Origin of the sequence: Singulisphaera sp. GP187 (assembly GCF_900129635.1) — a bacterium.
In the GTDB taxonomy this organism is placed as follows: Bacteria; Planctomycetota; Planctomycetia; order Isosphaerales; family Isosphaeraceae; genus Singulisphaera.
The window spans coordinates 41,673-61,760 of record NZ_FSRB01000003.1; the positions used below are offsets into that span (position 1 = coordinate 41,673).

Genomic DNA, 20,088 nt, shown 5'->3' on the forward strand with positions numbered 1-20,088 from the left:
GTCGAGCCACCGTCCCTCGCCGACACAAGTTTCCGCGCGATTGGGCCGACGACGAGCCAAGTCGCCTGAAGCCAATGAGTCATCCAACCCTATTGATTCGTCTCGCATCGTGATCCAAGAGCCTGCTTAGGACCATCCATGGATTCGCTTCCCACAGTCGTGACGGTTGTACCCAAGCCCAGACTTCCGAAGGTGCTCGGTTCTTTGAACGTCGCCTTCGGTTTCTTTCTGTTCCTGATCGGGCTCGGGCCGCTGGATTTGATTGGGCCGTCGTTCACCCAAAACCAGCCGTTCAAGCTCGAACCCGGTGATGCGCAAAGTTTTTACGACCAGTTCCGTCAGCGGCAGATCTTCGAGCTTCAAGCGCGCGAGGAGTCGACCACCGACGCATCGAAAAAGGCGGCGTTACGGACCGAACGGCTCGAGTTGGCCGCGAACCATCCGAAAACCATCGATCAACATCTCGATCTCAAGTCAATCAATCATGTCCTACTCCTGCTCAACTGGTACTACTGGGCCGATTTCGCCACCGGTCCTGTGCTCAACCTGCTGATGCTCGCCTCAGGGATCGGCCTGACCCAGCTTCGGGCCTGGGCGCGGAAGATGGCCATCTGGGTGGCCGTCGTGAAGATCGGCCGGATCTTCGCGCTGACCTTGTTCTTCACCATCGTGATCGTGCCGCATGCGCGTCGAGCGATGGACGCGGTGGCCCACACCGACTTGGGCACCTTGCTCATTGCGAAAGCGAATTCCGCACTGATCCAGGCGAGCACCGGCCCTCCTCCCGTCCATTACACCGCGGATAATATCGCCGTGAACATGGCCGCGATGGCCTATATCTTCGCCGTGTTCGGAATGATGTTCTGCCTGATCTACCCGGCGATCTCACTGGTCATCCTGACCCGCCCGAGTGTCAAGGCCGCTTGCTGTCTCGACGAACTGTCCGGTTCCGAGGAGCGCGAAGAGGAACTGTCGTAAGACCCGAACCGTGGGGAACCGAGGGGGCATCCGTCAGTCGCCAGATCCAGAATCCGACGGTTGCCCCATCGGAACCGCCATGCACCAACACATCGAACAATCACCAGAAGTTTTCCCCAGGCGCTCGCCTGCGCCCCTTTCGGGGTAGAAAAAGAATTCACGCCTCCGGACGAGGCCTGATTGCCGCTGAATCCGAACGACTCATCGGACAGATAGGTGGCTCCAACTCCAAACCGAGCGTGCCCTCCCCCCGAAAAAAACCGCGACCGGGAACGCGAGTTCCACGTATCGGAGAACCTCCGACGAGTGTAAAGTAAACACCTCTCGGAGCGGCGGGAGTTCTCGCCTGTGTCGGTTCTGACGCAATAAAGTCCCGCGCCTGACGATTGACTTGGGTGACGTGCGCGTTTCGTCGCGATCATTCCCCGTGGAGCAAAAGCGAGTCATGGAACCGGTGTCGCCCGCCCCTTACGTGCAGCCCAACCCACGGATTCCCAAGGTTCTCGGCATCCTGAATATCGTCTTCGCCTCGGCCCTGATGATTTGCGGGCTCTGCTCGATCGGCTATTACTCGTCGATCCCCTTCTTCTCCAAGACGATGATGAAGCTCCAGAAGGACCTTCAGACCAAGCAGGATGCCGACCGGAAAGCGGTCCTCGACGGATTCGAGCAGGAGGAAAAGGACGCGACGACCGACGAGGAGAAGGCCGTGGTCGACGCGAAGCGGAAGCAGTACGAGGCCCAGCCGCAACCGCCGCGACCGCCTCAAATGGATTTGGAGGTGATGGGTCTTGAGGGCAGCGCCATTCGGAATTATGTCTGGGCCGAATTCCTGAGCGGCCTCGCGCTGAATCTTCTGCTTTTGACTGCGGGGATCGGCTTGGTGATGCGAAGGCCGTGGGGAATCAAACTCGGCCTGGGCGTCGCCCTGCTCAAGATCGTCCGGCTCGTCATGGTCTACGGCTACGCCACGCTCGCGATCGTGCCGAAGTTGGCGGTCGGGATGACCAAATTTCAGTTGCAGGCCATGGCCCAACAGCCTGGGGGCCAGAAGTTGCCGCCAGGGTTCGGCGACACACTCACCAAGGGAATGCTCGTCTGGTTCACTTCGTGCGCGGTGGCGATGATCGTCGTGGGGTCGATCTACCCACTCGTCTCGCTCTGGTTGCTGAGCCGTCCGAGTGCTCGCGCGGCCTGTGCGAATTCGACCAAGACGCAGGAGTCCGCAGACACGTGGTGACACTCATGTCGGCACTGTTCGGTCCGCTCGTCGGGGCAGAGTGCCGCAGGGCCCTGGTGCGCGGTTGGTTGATCCTCGTGCGAACGCTGGCCGCGCTCGCCATTCTGTCGGTCACGATGATCGCCCTCTGGTATGGTTGGATCTGCGTTTATGCCAACCCTGACTACCGCCCCTACCTCGAGTTCCGCTTCGGCCTGATGATCGTGGAAGGGATCCTCGTAACGATCGCCCTGGTGATTGCGCCGGCGGTGTTGGCGGGCACACTTGCCGGGGAGAAAGAGCGCGGGGCGCTTGGCCTGTTGCTGACCACCAGGTTGAGTTCTCGAGAAGTCGTGCTCGGGCGATTCGCGGGAAAGATGACGCAAGTTCTCATGATCTTGCTTGTCGGGGTGCCGTCGATCGTGCTGTTCGCCGCGCTGACCGGTTCGAACGCCCGGGTGATGGGCGTGTTGCTGCTCCTCCCCGTCGCCATTGGCTTTGGCGGGGGCGGGTTGTCGATGGCGATCTCGGCCGTTTCCCGCCGGGGACGCGATGCGCTTCTGTCGGTCTACCTGATTGATCTCGTGTTCCTGCTCGTACCACTATTCAACGCATTCCGGCTTTCCCTCGGGCCGTTCGAGTGGCTCACCGCCATGAACCCGTACAGTCCCCTGGCGAGCCTCCTCTGGGAGGAACGGTTCGAGCCGACCTGGATCTCAATCGGACTCTGGACGGCACTCGGGCTCGGCGGACTCGGCGTGGCGACCTGGCGCGTCGCTCCCGCCTGCCTGGGTCATCTCGACGGCGCCCAGGTTGGCCGGGCCGGCAAGCGCCGTGGGCGGATTCCTCCCCTACTCGATCGACCGATGCTCTGGAAAGAGCTCTATATCGAACGCGCGGGGACGCTCGGCGGGTTGGGGTGGTGGGTCGGCGCCTGCCTGACGTTGCTCCTGGGAGTGGGCAGCATCGCGATGGCCGGAGTCATGCTCTGGTCCAACACGCAAGGGCAAGCCGGCCCCAACTGGTATGCCTGGGCCCAATCCAATTTGAAAATCGGCGCGGGGGGGTCGGGGATGGTCGTCGCTTGGTTGATCCAGTGGGCGATCGGCTTACGCGCGGCGGTCACGATCGCCTCGGAGCGAGAAGGAGGGACCTGGGATGCGATTTTGACGAGCCCGCTGGAAGCCAAGGAGATCATCCGGGCGAAGCTCTGGGGCTCCTTGTTTGCACTCCGCTGGGTCTTCGGCGCGGCGGTTCTGGCCTGGAGCCTCGCCTTCGCCGTCGGGGCGATGTCGGCGCAAGACTATGCCAACCTGGTCGTCGGAACCCTGGTCATCGGCGCGTTCATGGCCGCGGTCGGAATTCGCGCCTCGCTCGCCTCGACTACCGCCACCCGGGCCATGGCGGTCACCATCGGGGTCTGGCTCGGCGCCCTGGTCGCCTTCTCGATCATCGCCGCGATTCTGACCGCGATCGCCTGGTTGCTGCTAGTTCTCACACTCACCGTAATGTCCGACGGCGTCTCCTCACTCTCCGTCAACATGCGTCAATATGTGACGATGATGGCCGTGGTGCGACTCACGATTGGCTTTGCACCCTACGTCGTTACCACACTCTTCCTGGTGAGCTACACCCGGTTGCGGTTCGATCACCTCGCCGGCCGAAGCACGGAAGGCCGGTTCGCCCTCGCGGCCGAACGGCTGCTGCACGAGCCAACGCCGGTTTCGACGCCGACCGACCGAAGTCCGATCGTGTCCCAAAACGCCGAGTGATCCGGGTCGTTGCGCCACCAACCGGCGTAGAGAGTCGCAACAGAGGAAACGACGGTCCCAGGGGACTCACAAGAATCGGCTTGAGTCCCGGATCCGCGATTACACCAGGGTGGAGAGCGGTCGAACCTCGTAGGTGTGGGCGTCGAGGATGGCTTGAAGTTCGCCGGCATCGATCGACTCACGATCCATGAGGGTTTGGGTGATCTCCTCGAGCGCGGCTCGGCGCTCGGACAGGATTCGCGTGGAAGCCGTTTGAGCCTCGTCGAGAATCCGCCGCACCTCGAGGTCGATCTCGCGTGCGGTCCGTGGGCTGCATGCGAAGTCGCTGCCTCCGCCCCCGTTCAGAAACGGACTGCGCCCGTCGGTCTGATAACTGACCCGACCGATTCGGGGGCTCATGCCGAAGTCGGTGACCATCCGCCGGGCGATCTGGGTGGCGCGTTGGAGGTCGCTGGTCGCGCCGTCGGATACTTCGCCGTAGACGATTTCCTCGGCGACTGTCCCTCCCAGGAGCGAGCAGATCGTGCTTTCCAGCCAGGTCCGGGTATGGAGGAAGCGATCGTCCTCGGGACGATACATCGTGTACCCGAGCGCGGCGGTGCCACGTCCCAGGATCGTGATCTTGTGAACCGGGTCGGTCTGAGGCAGGCTGCGCGACACGAGGGCGTGCCCCGCCTCATGGTAGGCGATCCGCAGTTTTTCCTCGTGGACGAGCACGCGCTGGCGTTTCTCGGGGCCTGCGATGACGCGCTCGACCCCTTCCTGGAACTCGATGGGCCCAACCTTGGTCTTCCCTTTCCGTGCGGCGAGCAGGGCGGCCTCGTTCACGAGGTTGGCCAGGTCCGCGCCGACGAAGCCCGACGTCATCGCGGCGATTTGCCGGAGGTTGATCTCCTCATCAAGGGCCACGGTCTTGACGTGGACTTTGAGGATATCCTCACGCCCGACGATGTCGGGGCGGTCGACCACCACCTGGCGATCGAACCGGCCCGGGCGCACCAGGGCGGGGTCGAGCATCTCGGGCCGGTTGGTGGCGGCGATGAGAATGATCCCGCTATTGGTGTTGAATCCGTCCATCTGGACGAGGAGCTGATTCAACGTCTGATCGCGCTCGTCATGGTTGCCACCACCGGTCCCACGGGCCTTCCCCAGCGCGTCAAGTTCGTCGATGAAGATCAGGCAAGGGGCCTTGGCCTCGGCCTGCTGAAACAGGCTCCGGACCCGGGCCGCGCCGACGCCGACGAACATCTCGACGAAGTCGGAACCGGAGAGCGAGAAGAAAGGGACCCCGGCCTCGCCCGCAACCGCTTTCGCCAGCAGCGTTTTGCCCGTGCCGGGTGGTCCCGCCAGCAGGACGCCCTTGGGAATCCGGCCGCCGAGCGCCTGGTACTTCTCCGGCGTCCGGAGGAACTCGACAACCTCACGGAGTTCAATCACCGCTTCTTCGTTGCCCGCGACGTCGTCGAAGGTGATCCGCCGCTCACCCTTCTCGTAGACCTTGGGACGGCTCTTGGCGAACGCCATTGCCGACCCCATCCCGCCCGATCGTTTCATCATGACCCAGAGGACCACGATCAGGAAGGCCAGCGTGAACGAAGGCAGCACAACCGTCTGGACCAAGGACGGACCGGCCTCGCCTTGATACTCGGTGCCAAGCTTCTCGCGGAGCAGTCGAAAGAGTTGCTGGTCCTCTTCAAGCCCCACGCGAGACGTGGAGAAATGCACGGAGCGGCCCTTGGGGCCCTTGGTTTTCAGTTCTCCGGTGATCCAGGTCGGACCGACCTTGGCCGACCGAATCTCCCCCTTTTCGAGTCTGCCGATAAAGTCGCCGTAGCCAACGTCTTGAGCCGCTTCAAACGTGACGGACCAGTAAATCAGGGCGGGGGTACAGAGCAAGGCGACCGCAAGTAGAAGCCAGGGGGAGGACCAAGGGGAAGGACGGCGCGAGGGCGCGGAGCGCGTAGTCTTCGTAGGATCCATGCCGGGATCATCCGTATTGGTGTCAGACAAGGAGTTCAATCGAAAGAAGGTCGAGAGACACGCTAAGGAGTCCCTCGAATCGATACAACCGAGACGGTCAGCAGGCGGGTCCTCAAAGTTTAGGATTCTGGCAGGGCGTCGTCAATAATTTCTTCCCGGCCCGCGAATCGTTTCGCCGAACGGGACGTGCGGACTGCCGTGCGGCAAACCGGCGTCGGTGGAGGTCGCCGGGCCGTGGGGAAGTTGGGGTCGGGCTTCGATCCGGCGCGCCTTGGAGAGGTCGATCCGCTCGTCGCTGAGATTGACCTCGAACTTGCGATTGCCCGGCAGTTGCATCGGGAGCCGGACCGTGAAGGTGCTCCCCTGCCCTGGCCGACTCTCGAGGAAAATGTCACCCCCGAGCAGCTTGGTCAACTCACGGACGATCGACAGCCCAAGCCCGGTTCCCTGGTGCTCGCGGGTCAGGACGCTGTCCTCCTGGCCGGGCCCCCCCGCCTGGCGGAACTTCTCGAAGATCTTCTCGCGGTCTTCCTCGGCGATACCGATGCCCGTGTCGGCCACGTCGATGACCACGTGCCGCCCCTCAGTCCGCGCCCGCAAGGAGACGCGCCCCCCCTCGGGCGTGAACTTGATCGCGTTCGAGAGCAGGTTATAGAGAATCTGCCGAAGCTTGCCCGAATCCTGGCGGAGTAACGGGATCGCCTCGTCGAGCCGGCACTCGAGGTCGATGTTCTTGCGCTCGGCGATCGGCCGGGCCAGGCTAGTGAGCGCCTCACAGACGTCGCGGATCGAGAAGTCCTCGGTCCGTACCTCCATCTTGCCGCTCTCGATCTTGGCCAGGTCGAGGATGTCGTTGATCATGCCGAGGAGCATCTTGCCCGAGGACTGGATGTTCGAGGCGTAGCGCCGCTGACGCTCGTTGATCTGCTCGCTGCCCGCGAGGACCTCGGAGAAGCCGATGATCGAGTTCAACGGTGTGCGGAGCTCATGGCTCATCGTCGCCAGGAAGTCGCTCTTGAGGCGATTCATCTCGAAGAGGGCCATGTTGGCCTGCGCCAGCTCGTCGACCTTGCGGTCGAGGTCGCCGTTGACGTCGCGCAATTCCTGCTGCATCGAGACCAGGTTGTGAAGCATGCGGTTGAACGCATGGGAAAGCTCTTCGAACTCGTCACCGGTCTGGATCTGGCTACGGATGTTAAGCTTGCCCGCGGCGATCGCGTCGGAGACGTCGCGCAAGTGCTTGACCGGTTTGACGATCACGTAGCGCACGATTACGTAGGAGGCAACCATCGCCAGGATCGCCGTCACGAGTGCGGCCGTGATCAGAATGGCGCGGTTGCTGTGGATCGCCCGATTCGTCGGCTCCATCGGCAGCTTGATCGAGACCATGCCGGCGAAGTCACCCGCCTTGGCCAACTGAAACTTGCCATCCTCGGTCGGCCGCGACATATGATTGTCGATGGCACTTTCGCGACTGCCATGACAGGCGATCAGACACCCAGGCTTGTACAAGACCGCCTGGAGATACTGAAAGTCCTTCTTACCCGGTGGAATCTTGCTGCTCCACATCGGCGTGCCGTCGCCAAAGGTGTACGGCTTCCGCGGGTTGCCGGCTTTCCGAAACGCATCCTCGGAAGAGGCTGAGCGGACAAACCGAGCGAGCGTGGTCCGCTCAAACTCGTCGTCCGGATGATCTTTCTTCCGTGCCATGTACGGGTTAAGAATCTTCGACTCATACTTGGGAAGATCATCAAGGAGAGAAAGGTCATCCCAGAGCATGCCGATCAGTGCCTGGAATTCCGAATTCCCCGTGGCTTTATAGTGAATGTTCATCAACGTCGGGTTGACGAGCATCCGCGCAGCCTGAGTGGTCTGGTTAATCACCAGACTCTCGGTCTTCTGGCCGTACCAGTAGAAGCTCACCGTGACGAGAACGAGAATTCCGCCGCCGAACATGAAGCGGCATTTCCGCTCCAGGCTCGTCTCGCCTAGCAAGTGCTTGAAGCTGCGGTAGGACACGGGGTTGTCTCCCCCCCTTGGGACGCCGCCCGGGCGCGAACTGGCTTCCTGCCAAGACGACAACGTCATTGAAGCCTGAGGTGGCTCCTCAGAATAACCCAAATCGACCGCGACGAATAGAGCGAGATTCAACGACGGAGGTGCTTTGAAGCAAACAGGTTACCGTGATAGAGCATTGCTCCGTGGCGGATTGGTGGTGTTGGAAACGGAGCGGCTCCCGACCGCGGGGCCCCGCTCAACGCGTTTTGGTTCGGCGCGGCGGATCGAGCGGCTGACACCGCGCGCAGAAATGGGTCGGCCTGCCAATCAGTCCGGCGATCTTCGTCTTCTCGATCGCGTGACCGCAATTCGGACAGGGCTGTCCCCCCCGGCCGTACATCGCGTTGCCGGTCAGAAAGCCCCCCTCGAGACCGAGTACGGTGCGATAGCCGGCGTCGAAGCTCGACCCCTCGGCCGCGATCGCCTCGCTCAAGACCGCCGGGATCGAGGCGTGGAGGCGGTCGAGCTCCCCGTTCGAGAGCGTCGAGGCCGTCCGCGAGGGATGGATCCGGGCGCGAAAGAGGATCTCGTCGGCGTAGATGTTGCCGATCCCAGCGAGCACCTTCTGATCCATGAGCGTCGGCTTGATCCCCCGCGCGGTCCGTGCCAGCCGCGCACCGAGCTCGGCGCGGCTGATTTCGAGCGCATCGGGTCCATGGGAACGTGAGAATGCCAGCTCAGCCTCCTCGGCTCCAGGATACCAGGCGATCTTACCCAGGCGGCGGTTGTCGCAGAACCAGATACTCTCCCGTGGCCCGTCCGTGCGGAGGATCAGGCGGATGTGATCCGGACGGTCGGGAGGAATCAACCAAAAGCCTCCAGTCATCCGGGGTTGGATGACGATCAAACCACGGCGGTCGCCCAGCGCAATGACGACCCACTTGCCCCGACGGTCGATGCGGTCGACCATCGCTCCCTGAACCGTTCTCTCGAACTCGCGGGCCGTGTGGTCAACGAGCAAGAATTCGTCGAGGACTTGCACCTCGCGCAGGGTCATTCCCCCCAACGCCGGCCGCAGGCCCCGTACCATCGTTTCCACCTCAGGCAACTCAGGCATAGTAAATTCCCCTTAACCGTCCTAAAGTTAGTCTATCGTGCGACGACCTCACTACCATCATCGCGACCCGAATCTAGCAAACACGATCAAATTCTGTCAGGAACCGTTGAAGGTTCTTGACAAGATATGAGAGACGCCGGAAACTCTTTGGTATGGTTGCGAACGAAACCGAACGTCTGAGGCCCATGCTCGCCGAAACGCGTCGCCGCCTGTTATTGGATCTGATCTCTCGCCAGGGGTTTGCCACTCTGGACGAGCTGGTCAAGTCGTTAGGGGTGTCGGAGAGCACGGTCCGCCGTGACTTGGAGACACTTGACCTGACTGGCGCGATCAAGCGGACCCACGGCGGTGCGGTGTTTCAGGGGGAGCTGCGTGCCCTGCCCGCACTCGAGGATCGGGTCACGTCCGCCGCCGTGGAGAAACAGGCGATCGGCAAGCTGGCCGCGTCGCTCTTCGAAGAGGGGGACACGGTTCTGCTCGACGGCGGCACGACGACCTTGGAGGTGGCCCGCTCCTTGATGGGCCGGTCGCTTCAGGTCGTCACCAATAGCCTGCCGATCGCACAGCTCTTGGCGTCCAGCCCGACGATCGACTTGATCTTGATCGGTGGCTACGTCTACCCGCGCACCGGCGTCGCGCTCGGGCCGTTGGCGATCGCGACGATGCAGGGGCTCCGGGTTCGCAAGGCGGTCCTCGGCGCCGGCGGAATCGTGGCCGAGGGGATCTATAACTCGAACATGCTGCTGGTCGAGACCGAGCGTCAGATGATGACGTGCGGGCAAGAGGTGATCATCGTCGCCGATCATACCAAGTTCGGCAGGCTGGCCCTTGCCAGACTCTGCGGTCTGGAGGAAGTCCAGCATCTGGTCGTCGACTCCGACCTGGGGGACGAGGACCGCGCGATGATCGAACAGGCGGGGGTGACGATTCACCTTGCGTCCATGGCGGCAGAGAACGCGGAGGGACGTGCCAGTGGCCCGCTCCGCTCGGACGGACTGAGGAAGGACGCATGAGTAGCCTCGAGGCCTCGAGAGATCTGGTCGAGCAGCTCGTCCGGTCGATCCTGACGCAGCAGCTCGGTAACGGGATTCCCGGAAATGGGCTGGCCGGCCCGGCAAAGCCGAACGTCGTCGCGAACATCTCGGCGCGGCACTGCCACCTGACCCAGGAGGACGTGAACGTCCTGTTCGGGGATGGCTATCAGCTCACGGAGATGAAGCGGCTCTACCAGGCGACCGACTTCGCCGCCAACGAGACGGTCGCGGTCGTCGGACCGCGCCAGCGGATGATTCCGAGCGTGCGGATCCTCGGGCCTTGCCGCCAGTTCAGCCAGGTCGAGCTCTCGTTCACCGACTCGATCAGCCTGGGCATCGACATCCCGGTGCGGCTCTCGGGGGACGTCGAAGGGACCCCCGGCTGCCTCCTGGTGGGGCCGAAAGGGAGCCTGGTGATGCCCAAGGGGGTGATCCGCGCGGAACGCCACGTTCACATGGGAACCAAGGACGCTGCCTACTACGGCGTCAAGCATCTCGACCGAATGAACATGCGGGTGGACAGCCCCTGCCCCACCACGCTTGAAGGCCTGCTCGTGCGGGTCAACCCCGACTGGAAGCTCGAGGTGCATATCGACACCGACGAGGCCAACTGCTGCGACCTGGTGCACGCGACCAACGTCACCTTATCCCGTGCCTGATTGCTGATTCAACCGAAATTTGCCCGATTTGTCCCGACTGAAGGAGGGCCGAAATGGCCGTTGCGACGCTTGAAGCGCTAGGCATGATTGAGTGCAAAGGGTTCGTCGCCCTGGTGGAAGCCTGCGACGCGATGCTCAAGGCAGCCAACGTCGAGTTGGTGGGCTGGGACAAGATCGGTAGCGGCCTGGTTACCGCCTTCGTGGCGGGTGACGTCGCCGCGGTGAAGGCCGCCGTCGATGCCGGGGCCGCCGCCGCCAGCCGGATCGGCGAAGTGGTCAGCGTGCAGGTGATCCCCCGCCCCCACGAAGACCTGAGCGGAATCCTGACCTTCACCAAGGCCGCGGCCCAGGCGCCCGCCAAGTCCAAGAATGACGGAGCCTAATCCCATGGCGACGGTTCAAAAAAGCAGCACGCGCAGCAACGGCAGCACGGGCTTCAATGGCGATGCGTTGGGCCTGATCGAGACCAAAGGGTTGGTCGGCGTCATTGAGGCGACCGACGCCATGCTCAAGGCGGCCAACGTCACCCTGGTCGGGCGCGTCGGCATCGGCGCCGCGTTCATCACGACCCTGGTGCGCGGCGACGTCGGCAGCGTTCGCGCGGCCGTCGAAGCGGGTGCCGAGGCCGCCAGCCGCGTCGGCGAGCTCGTCAGCGCCCACGTGATTCCCCGACCCGACGAAGCGGTCGTACGCACCTTCATCGGTTGATCCCCAGTGAGGGCGTGGGCTACACGCCAATCCTCAAAAGACGGCTCCCCATGTGTTGCACACGCCCTACCCGAGGTTTGGAAACGTCATGAACGGCAATGCAATTGGCCTGATCGAAACCCAGGGGCTGGTCAGCCTGATCAACGCGATCGACGCGATGCTCAAGGCCGCGAGCGTCGACCTCGCCAGCTCGATCATCAAGCTCGACGGCGGGATCGTCAGCGTGGTGGTCCGGGGCGACGTCAGCAGCGTCCGCGCCGCGGTCGAAGCGGGGGCCGAGGCCGCCTCGCGAAGCGGTGAGCTCAAGGCGGCTCACGTGATCCCACGACCGAGCGACACCATCGTCGCCACCTTCATCGGAGGGTCTGGTCGTTGAAAATCCTCGTCGCTAACCTCGGCAGCACCAGCTTCAAGTACCGCCTCTATCATCTGGAGGGGGAGAATGAGCAAATGCTGGCGCGTGGCGCGATCGAGCGCATCGGCTCGACCAACTCCAAGGTCACCTACCAGTCGCCACGCGGTGAATCCGAGAGTGTCGAGCCGATCGCCAACCACGGCGACGCCGTCCAGTGCTGCCTCGACCAACTCGTCGACCCGCACATGGGCGTCCTGGAACAGGCCGGGGACGTGGCCGCGATCGGGTTCAAGGCGGTCCACGCCCGCAACCTGACCGGGGTGCAGCGGGTCAACGAGGACGTGCTCGTGGCGATGGAGGCGTTCGCGGACGTCGCCCCGGCTCACAACCCGCCGTACACCAAGGCGATGCGGATGCTCGCGGAGCGGTTCCCCAACCTCCCGCTCGTCGCCGCGTTCGAGACCGGGTTCCACCGCACGATCCCCGAAGCGAACCAGCGCTACGCCATTCCCGAGGAATGGTCGACCAAGTTCGGTGTCCGTCGCTGGGGCTTTCATGGCGCCAGCCATCGCTACATCGCCGGCCGGATGGCCGAGCTTCTCGGCCGCTCGGACCTGAAGTTGATCTCGTGCCACCTGGGGGGGAGCTCCTCCCTCTGTGCGATTCGCGACGGCAAGTCGGTCGCTTGCAGCCTCGGGATGAGCCCACAGTCGGGCCTGCCACAAAATAACCGGGTCGGCGACTTCGACCTCTTCGCCCTGCCGGTCCTGCTTCGCGAGACCGGCAAGAGCCTGGACGAGATCCTCGACATTCTGGCGAATCAGTCAGGACTCGAAGGGCTGAGTGGCGCGGGTCGCGACTTGCGGGACATCGAGGCAGCCGCCAAGGGGGGAGACGCGAAGGCGGAACTATCCCTGGGGGTCTACATCGCCGCGGTTCGCCAATACCTCGGGGCCTACCTCGTGGAGTTGGGGGGGGCTGACGCGATCGTCTTTACCGGCGGCATCGGCGAAAACTCGGTCACGATCCGCTCGGGCGTCTGCCGCGACCTGGATTGGCTGGGCGTTTCGTTCGACCCGGTGGCGAACGCGGGGGGCGTGCCCGAACGCAAGGTCTCCGCGGCCGGGTCGCGAATCGAGATCTGGACCGTGCCGACCAATGAAGAGATCGTCGTCGCCCGCCAGACGCGCGAACTCCTGGCGTCCTCGTCGTAAATTCTAAGCTGTTCCGGAGCCGTCCATGTTCGTCGCACGAGTGACCGGCAGCGTGGTGGCCACCCAAAAGGTGGCGTCGATGACCGGTCACAAGCTGCTGATCGTCGAACCTTATCGGGTGGACGAAAAGAACCAGGACCGCCTGGTGCCGACCGGCCGCACCTTCGTGGTGGTTGACACCTTGGGCGCGGGCCTGGACGAGATGGTCTTGGTCTGCCAGGGGTCGAGCGCCCGGCTCACCCCTGAAACGGAGAAGCTGCCGATCGATGCGGTAGTCATCGGCCTGATCAATACGGTGGATATCGGCGGCCGGGAGATTTTCTCCAGCCGGGAACTCTCTTGAGGCGTCGGTTGTGAATCGGCTCCCCCCCTTCGGGCGGGTCGTCCATTCACCTCCTTATTTATGAGTGCCTGCCATGCAAATGACTGAAGACCTGATCCGGAACGTCGTTCAGCAGGTGTTGTCGCAGATGGGGGGCTCGAGCCCGGCCACCAACGGCAAGGCCACGGCCAAGCCGACCGGCCAGTGGGGGATCTATCCCACCGCCGACGCCGCTGTGACCGCCGCCGAAGCGGCCTTCCAGGAATACCGGACCCGGCCCTACGGCGACCGAGCGAAAGCCGTCGAGTGCATCAAGCGGATCTGCGTCGAGCAGGCTGAGGAGCTCGGCCAGGCCGAGTACGATGAGACCAAGATCGGCCGGCTCGACCACAAGATCGCCAAGCTTCGCGACGCAATCCCAAAAGCGCCCGGGGTCGAATTCCTCCGGACCGACAACGCGTCGGGAGACAACGGTCTGACCTTGACCGACTACGCTCCGTTCGGAGTCATCGGAGCGATCACGCCGGTGACCCACAGCCTGCCGACGTTGGCGGGCAACGCGATCAACATGCTGGCCGCCGGCAACACGGTCGTCTTCAACGCCCACCCGTCGGGCGCCAAGATCGCGGCCGAGGGCGTCCGCCGGTTCAACAAGGCGATCCAGCAGGCGATCGGCCTTGACGACCTGCTCACGATCATCGATCCGCCCACGTTGGAATCGGCCTCGGCCCTGTTCGACCACCGAGGCGTCCGCCTCCTGGTGGTGACCGGTGGTCCCGCCGTCGCCCGAGCCGCCTTGGCAAGCAAGCGGCGCGCGGTTGTTGCGGGGCCGGGCAATCCGCCGGTCGTCGTCGACTCGACGGCCTGCCTCGACAACGCCGCCCGCTCGATCGTCGCCGGGGCGGCCTTCGACAACAACCTACTCTGCATCGGCGAGAAGCAGGTGTTCGCGGTCGCCGACATTTTCGACAAGCTGCTTGACACCGTTTCGCGCAACGGCGGCTACCGCCTCAACTCTTCACAAATTGATGCGTTGACGAAGGTGGCCTTCAAGCTCGGCGACGATAACGCGTTGCATGTCAACAAGGACCTGGTCGGCCAGGACGCCGCCGTCCTGGCACGCTACGCCGGAGTCGAGGTTCCCCAGGGGACGCAAATCGTTTACGGCGAGACGGGCGCGGACCATCCGTTCGTCGAGCACGAGCAGATGATGCCGTTCATCCCGTTCGTCCGGGTCTCCAACGTCGACCGGGCCATCGCCATGGCCAAGCAGAGCGAGCACGGTTACGGCCACACCGCCGTGCTCCACTCACGCGACACCTCGGTGATGTCGAAGATGGGCAAGTTGATGGACTGCACCGTGTTCGTCATCAACGGCCCGAGCCCGGCCGGACTCGGCCTGGGCGGTGAAGGGACCTTGTCGTTCTCGATCGCGGGGCCGACGGGAGAAGGGCTGACGACTCCCCTCACCTTCTGCCGGCAGCGTCGGACGGCGGTGATCGGCAGCATGCGGTTCGTCTGAGCGGTGGGTCAAGGACGGGGGCGAGGGGTAGGGAGCGATCGATGCAACTCGGGCGCGTAGTCGGAACGGCAACCTCAACGATCAAGCATCCGTCCTTTCAAGGGGAACGGCTGCTGATCGTCCAGCTCGAAGGAGTTGCGGGGAAGGCCGACGGCGAACCGGTCCTTGTTTTCGATCGCATGGGGGCCGCTCGGGGGGATCTCGTATTAGTCACGAACGACGGGATGACGTTGCAGGAGCAACTCGGCCGGAACACTCCCGGGCGCTGGAGCGTCATGGGGTTGCCCGACCGATGAGCATCGCAAGCGTCGAACAAGTTGCGGCGGCGGTCAGCGAGGTGCTTCGAGACCTCGACCGAGGCCGCACGTCGCGTCCCAAGCCCGGCGGCGTTCCCCGACACGACGTGTTCGCGGAGCGGCTCCTCTCGCTCCGTCAGGCGGAGGGGTTCGCGGCGAACCGACACGAGGTTCGGATTGCGCCGGGGACGGTGGTCACGCCGCTGGCGCGTGACTTCCTCAAGCGGCAAGGGATCAGCCTCAAGGTGGTCTCACGGTCCGAAGTCGAACGGGTTCGTGACCCGGGGGAATGGGGGCTGGCGATCGAGTCGGACTCGGGCCTGATCGCGGCCTTTCGTCGGTCGCTGCTCGACGACAGTCGCCCTTGGCAGGAGGTCGACGGGTCGGCCGAGGCCGCGGCGGAGTGGGTCGTCGAGTCGCCCGGTCGGGGCGTCGTGCTGCTGACCGACCAGGCCTCGGTCGCGGTCTGGCTCGGTTGCCGAGTCCCGGGGGTCCGAGCGGCGCAAGTTGGCGACCTCGACTCGGTCGACCGGGCAATTCGCTGGCTGGGCGTGAACTTGCTTGTGGTCGAGCCGGCGGGGAAGTCGATCTCCCTACTGAAACAAATGAGCCTCGTCTTCCAGCGGGCGGGCGCTCCCCGAACGGTCGAAGGCCTCGAGGGGAGAGTCTGACATGCGGATCGCCGAGGTCATCGGTCGCGTCACCTTGTCCCGAAGCCACCCGAGCCTGCGAGGCGCACGCTTCGTCCTCGCCCTGCCGATGCCGCTCGAGGCCCTCACGGAGGACTCGGCCAAGCGTGGCGAGGACGTGGTCGTGTACGACGACCTCGGCGCGGGTCCGGGAAGCCTGATCGGTCTGAGCGAGGGCCGCGAGGCGGCCAACCCGTTCGGAAAAACCAAAATACCTGTGGATGCCTACTGCGCCTGCCTCTTGGATCGGTTGTCCTTCTAAGTGGAACGGGGCGGCCCAAGCGAATCGGAGATTTCGACGATGGCGAGCGACGGCGGGATGATGAGCGAGTGGAAGCTTCGGGAAGAAATGTGCGAGGTCGGCCGGCGCGTCTACGCCAAGGGCTTTGCCGCCGCCAACGACGGCAACATCAGCTTCCGACTCTCGGAAGATCGCGTGCTCTGCACCCCGACGCGGGTCTCGAAGGGCTTCATGAAGCCCGATGACCTGTGCATCGTCGACATGGACGGCAAGCAGGTCTCGGGCAAGCGCAAGCGCTCGAGCGAGATCCTGCTTCACCTGGCGATCATGAAAGCACGTCCCGATGTGAAGGCGTGCGTTCACTGCCACCCCCCTCACGCCACCGCCTTCGCCGTGGCCCACGAGCCGATCCCGAAGTGCACGATGCCCGAGTTCGAGGTCTTCCTCGGCGAAGTGGCGATTACCCCCTACGAAACGCCGGGTACGCAGGCGTTCGCCGACACGGTGATCCCCTACATCAAGGACACCGACGTCATTCTCCTCGCCAACCACGGGACGATCACCGCGGGCAGCGACCTGACCGACGCCTACTTCAAGACCGAGATCATCGACGCCTACTGTCGAATCTTGATCCTGTCCAAGCAGATCGGCCGGGTGAACTACTACTCCGACGAAAAGGCCGCCGAGCTGATCAAGATCAAGCCGGCCCTGGGCATCCGCGACGTCCGGCTCGAGCGCGGACTTGAGAACTGCGATCTCTGCGGCAACAGCCTGTTCCGCGAAGGGTACAGCGACTTCAAGCCCGAACACAAAGCGTTCGTCCCCGGGAAGTTTGAGTCGCAGCCGCAACCGTCACAGCCGGCCCCGGCCAGCCCGTCGTCGAACGGTTCGACCGCCAAAGCGAGCGATCCGATGGAATCCCTGGTCAAGATGATCACCGATCAGGTCATGCAGGCGATGAATGGTGCCGGCGGCAATCGATAAAAAAGGCGTGAGCAACGCGTCGGGTGACGGCAACGATCGGCGTTGATTGTCACGTCTTTCCGAGATTTCGGCTCTTGTTGAGGGACCCATGAAAGTCAGCATCATCGGCGGAGGCGGGCTGGTCGGTTCGTGCGCGGCCTTTGCGTTGCAGTGCGGCGGCGTGGTCAGCCAGATCGACCTGATCGACCTGAACGCCGACCTCTGCCGCGGGCAGACGCTCGACCTGCTCCACGGTGCCTCGCTCGTCGCCGACCAGCGGATTCGGGCGACCGGCTACGAGGCGATCCCGGAAAGCGACCTGATCATGATCACGGCCGGTCTGAGGCGCAAGCCCGACGAGAGCCGGCTCGACCTGATCAATCGAAACGTCGAGCTGTTCTTGAACATCCTCAGCCAGGTGAAGGCGGCCGGATTCAAGAAAGAGGCGATCGTCCTGGTCGTTTCCAATCCTGTCGACGTGCTCACCTACCTCGCGACCGCTCAGCTCGGCCTCCCGGCGCGACAGGTCATCGGCCTGGGGACCCAGCTCGACTCCGCCCGGTTCCGCAGCCTGATCGCCGAGGCTCTGTCGCTTCCGGCCACCCAGGTCACGGCGACAATCCTGGGCGAGCACGGCGACAGCATGGTCCCGATCTGGTCGGCCGCTCAGGCGGGTGGAATGCCGCTCGACAAGTTCCCGGGTTGGAACGCGAGCACCGCCGACGCCCTCTTCAAACGCACCAAGGGGAGCGGAGCCGAGGTCATCAAGCTCAAAGGGGGCGCCGGGTTCGCGGTCGGCCTCTCGATTCGCGACGTCGTCCACGCGGTGGCCCTCGACCAGAAGCGGATCCTGCCGGTCTCCTCACTCGTGAGCGGTACTTATGAGATGCGCGACGTCTGCATCTCGGTGCCGACGGTCGTCGGCCGCGGCGGGGTGGAGGCGCAGCTCGAGATCGAGCTCTGGGCCAAGGAAGTCTCGGCGTTGCAACAGTCGGCCCGGGTGCTCCGCGAGACGATCGACCAGGTTCTCCAGAAGAATCCAGGCGCAGCGAAGACTCCGCCCAAGGCCGAACCCGCCAAAGCCACCGCGTCGGCCGCCCAGAGCCGATCGGTCAAGGTGACGATGGGGAGCGGCGGCAGCGGCAACGGCGGGAGCTCGCGGGTCACGATCTCGGGTCAGTCGAACGGGGGACGTCGTGGATAAGTCGCTCGACCGGAAGTTGGCCGCGATTCACGCCAACCCGAACTGCCGTGAGTTCATCCTCGCCGATGCCAAGGACGCCGACATGGCGTTCGGCATCGGAGCGCCTGGGTTGTCACCCGAAGCCCACTCGGGAGAGCTCCGGCATCGGACGCTCGAGGAATACCGCGAGCAAATGCGGTTGATCACACGGCAAGGGCTCGTCGACATCATGCTGATGTCGGCCAGTTCGAACTACGCCCTGACGATCCGCGAGCGCCTCTTCGAGAACTCCCACGTCACCCCTGCCATCCGAGCCAACGACACGACCGACGTCCACCTGGCGCGCGGAGCGACCTACGCCGAGTCACCGTCCCGCCCGTTCCGAACCGCCAGCCTCGACCACGCCCAGTGCGGCCACCTCGATTGCGCCCCTGAGGAACGCTCCCTCGGCGCGAACCTGGGCCTCTATAGCGTGACCTTCAACAACGACCTGAGCCACGACACCGCGACCCTCGAGCGGTTCCACGAGTTCCGGGTTGAAGCTGAGCGCAAAGGGTTCCGCTACTTCCTCGAAGTCTTCGACCCGAACATCGCCAACGCGGTCGCTCCCGAAGTCTTGCCCGGCTACATCAACGACATGATCGCCCGCATGCTCGCCGGGGTTGCACCCGCGGGCCGGCCCGTCTTCCTCAAAATGGTTTACCACGGCCCCCAGGCCATGGAAGAGTTGTTCCGCTATGACCCGCACCTGGTGATCGGAATTCTCGGTGGATCGGCCGGGACGACGTTCGACGCCTTCCAGCTCCTCGCCGACGCCCAAAAGCACGGAGCCAAGGTCGCGCTCTTCGGCCGCAAGATCAACAGCGCCGAGAACCAGCTCGCCTTCGTCCAGTTCCTCCGGCTCATCGTCGACGGCGTCATCAACCCCGTCGAGGCGGTCAAGGCCTACCACGCCGTGCTCGGCAAGCTGGGGATCCGTCCTCATCGCCCGCTCGAAGAGGACCTCAAGGCCCAGGCCACGACGATGAGCTACGGCGGAACCTCCACGTCCGTCGTCGTCCCCGCCGCCAAGCCAGCGCCTACCCCTGCTGTTCCAGTTGCGGTTGCGGCGACTCCTGCCGCCGCAAAAGAGGCCCACGCGTGCCAGTGCCACAGCCATAACCACGCCCCCGAGCCGGTCCCGGTGACCCGTGCGGCGGAACCGGCCGCCCACTCGGCTGGTAATGGCCGGCCCACGTCCAACGGCTTCCCCACCTTCTCCGACGGCCTCCCCGACTTCAGCCGGATGGACGTCGTGCAACGGCTCGCCTACCACCGCCAACGGCTGGGGCTGGGCCGCTAATTCGAGCCTCCGTCATATTCCGCGAATCGGGCGGGCCGAGCCACACCAAGTGGCTCGGCCCGCCCGATTGCATTTCCAGCCGACTTTCGCCCGCCCATCGAAACGTCCTGGGTGAGCCGGCCCATTTCGGTCCGAAACTTCACGAGCAAGGGGAGCGTCATGAGTGATTACTACGATCGATCAGATGCTAACCTACATGCGGGGATCGGCGTCTCGTTGGCCGACGACGCAGGTTTTGCCCACGGTTACAAACCCGCCGGCTACGATGGGTCGCTTCATTCCTTGTTGTGATGATAGACTATCGCGAAGCAAGATTGTGATTCCCATCGTCAGTATTTGGTTCACTCGTCGGTGCTTAGTACGGTGACGCTCCCCGTTTGACCGTCGCATGCCCGGGCGGCCACACCGAATAAACCCATAGCAAAGGGTTGATTCCCATGCCTATTCCATTCGCATGTGAGAGATGTGGCAAGTGCTATCGCGTCGAGGATTCCGC

19 protein-coding genes and 1 pseudogene are annotated in these 20,088 nt (G+C 63.8%); 17 read left to right on the forward strand and 3 right to left on the reverse strand.

The genetic code is table 11. From position 1 onward, the window contains the following. Positions 1–138: 138 nt before the first annotated feature. The 3 genes from BUS42_RS36130 (at position 139) to BUS42_RS36140 (ending at position 3,969) form a co-directional block, all read left to right on the forward strand. Positions 139–978 carry a hypothetical protein gene (locus BUS42_RS36130; RefSeq protein ID WP_074315841.1) on the forward strand — a complete coding sequence of 280 codons (840 nt, stop codon included), beginning with the start codon at positions 139–141 and terminating at the stop codon, positions 976–978. A 445-nt stretch (positions 979–1,423) separates the two neighbouring features. Beyond that, positions 1,424–2,218 carry a hypothetical protein gene (locus BUS42_RS36135; protein WP_074315843.1) on the forward strand — a complete coding sequence of 265 codons (795 nt, stop codon included), beginning with the start codon at positions 1,424–1,426 and terminating at the stop codon, positions 2,216–2,218. Between the two features lie 5 nt (positions 2,219–2,223). Then, the gene (locus BUS42_RS36140; protein ID WP_254054041.1) at positions 2,224–3,969 is read left to right on the forward strand and encodes an ABC transporter permease; all 1,746 of its coding nucleotides are present in this window, start codon (positions 2,224–2,226) and stop codon (positions 3,967–3,969) included. A gap of 99 nt (positions 3,970–4,068) precedes the next feature. Here BUS42_RS36140 and ftsH read toward each other — a convergent pair whose 3' ends face one another. From ftsH to mutM, 3 genes are all read right to left on the reverse strand, one after another. Beyond that, positions 4,069–5,949, reverse strand: a complete 1,881-nt coding sequence (gene ftsH / locus BUS42_RS36145; protein WP_074315848.1) for an ATP-dependent zinc metalloprotease FtsH — start codon at positions 5,947–5,949, stop codon at positions 4,069–4,071. Positions 5,950–6,090: 141 nt separating this feature from the next. Beyond that, a complete protein-coding gene (locus BUS42_RS36150) occupies positions 6,091–7,968 on the reverse strand; it encodes an ATP-binding protein (RefSeq protein ID WP_074315851.1) in 1,878 nt (625 codons plus the stop codon). A 235-nt stretch (positions 7,969–8,203) separates the two neighbouring features. Beyond that, complete coding sequence (gene mutM, locus BUS42_RS36155; RefSeq protein ID WP_074315853.1) at positions 8,204–9,064, reverse strand: bifunctional DNA-formamidopyrimidine glycosylase/DNA-(apurinic or apyrimidinic site) lyase; 861 nt, start codon at positions 9,062–9,064, stop codon at positions 8,204–8,206. A 152-nt stretch (positions 9,065–9,216) separates the two neighbouring features. Between mutM and BUS42_RS36160 the strand changes: the two genes are divergently transcribed. The 14 genes and pseudogenes from BUS42_RS36160 (at position 9,217) to BUS42_RS36225 (ending at position 19,592) form a co-directional block, all read left to right on the forward strand. Beyond that, entirely contained in the window at positions 9,217–10,077 is an 861-nt protein-coding gene (locus tag BUS42_RS36160; protein ID WP_254054042.1) for a DeoR/GlpR family DNA-binding transcription regulator, read from the forward strand. Then, a complete protein-coding gene (gene pduL / locus BUS42_RS36165) occupies positions 10,074–10,757 on the forward strand; it encodes a PduL/EutD family phosphate acyltransferase (protein ID WP_074315855.1) in 684 nt (227 codons plus the stop codon). Before BUS42_RS36160 ends, pduL begins: the two co-directional genes overlap by 4 nt. A 53-nt stretch (positions 10,758–10,810) precedes the next feature. Continuing rightward, entirely contained in the window at positions 10,811–11,140 is a 330-nt protein-coding gene (locus tag BUS42_RS36170) for a BMC domain-containing protein (RefSeq protein ID WP_015245314.1), read from the forward strand. Positions 11,141–11,144: 4 nt separating this feature from the next. Further along, positions 11,145–11,465 carry a BMC domain-containing protein gene (locus BUS42_RS36175; protein ID WP_074315857.1) on the forward strand — a complete coding sequence of 107 codons (321 nt, stop codon included), beginning with the start codon at positions 11,145–11,147 and terminating at the stop codon, positions 11,463–11,465. 88 nt (positions 11,466–11,553) lie between these two features. Next, positions 11,554–11,841 carry a BMC domain-containing protein gene (locus BUS42_RS36180; protein WP_074315859.1) on the forward strand — a complete coding sequence of 96 codons (288 nt, stop codon included), beginning with the start codon at positions 11,554–11,556 and terminating at the stop codon, positions 11,839–11,841. Next, positions 11,838–13,034 (forward strand): acetate/propionate family kinase, encoded by a 1,197-nt coding sequence (locus BUS42_RS36185; protein ID WP_074315861.1) that lies wholly within the window; start codon positions 11,838–11,840, stop codon positions 13,032–13,034. The genes BUS42_RS36180 and BUS42_RS36185 overlap by 4 nt, the downstream gene beginning before the upstream one ends. A 25-nt stretch (positions 13,035–13,059) precedes the next feature. After that, positions 13,060–13,377, forward strand: coding sequence for a EutN/CcmL family microcompartment protein (locus BUS42_RS36190; protein ID WP_074315863.1), 318 nt, complete (start codon positions 13,060–13,062; stop codon positions 13,375–13,377). A gap of 73 nt (positions 13,378–13,450) precedes the next feature. Beyond that, a complete protein-coding gene (locus tag BUS42_RS36195) occupies positions 13,451–14,878 on the forward strand; it encodes an aldehyde dehydrogenase (protein ID WP_074315867.1) in 1,428 nt (475 codons plus the stop codon). A gap of 41 nt (positions 14,879–14,919) precedes the next feature. Then, entirely contained in the window at positions 14,920–15,174 is a 255-nt protein-coding gene (locus tag BUS42_RS36200) for a EutN/CcmL family microcompartment protein (RefSeq protein ID WP_074315870.1), read from the forward strand. Next, positions 15,171–15,845: a hypothetical protein gene (locus BUS42_RS36205; RefSeq protein WP_074315872.1), complete on the forward strand. Its 675-nt coding sequence runs from the start codon at positions 15,171–15,173 to the stop codon at positions 15,843–15,845. The genes BUS42_RS36200 and BUS42_RS36205 overlap by 4 nt, the downstream gene beginning before the upstream one ends. Before the next feature lies 1 nt (position 15,846). After that, entirely contained in the window at positions 15,847–16,125 is a 279-nt protein-coding gene (locus BUS42_RS36210; protein ID WP_074315875.1) for a EutN/CcmL family microcompartment protein, read from the forward strand. 39 nt (positions 16,126–16,164) lie between these two features. Beyond that, on the forward strand, positions 16,165–17,088 hold the full coding sequence (locus BUS42_RS36215) for a class II aldolase/adducin family protein (RefSeq protein ID WP_074317454.1): 924 nt from the start codon (positions 16,165–16,167) through the stop codon (positions 17,086–17,088). An 88-nt stretch (positions 17,089–17,176) separates the two neighbouring features. Continuing rightward, a pseudogene (locus BUS42_RS36220) lies at positions 17,177–18,103 on the forward strand (malate dehydrogenase); the annotation flags it as partial. A gap of 160 nt (positions 18,104–18,263) precedes the next feature. Then, positions 18,264–19,592 carry a hypothetical protein gene (locus BUS42_RS36225; RefSeq protein WP_074315880.1) on the forward strand — a complete coding sequence of 443 codons (1,329 nt, stop codon included), beginning with the start codon at positions 18,264–18,266 and terminating at the stop codon, positions 19,590–19,592. Positions 19,593–20,088 lie beyond the last annotated feature (496 nt).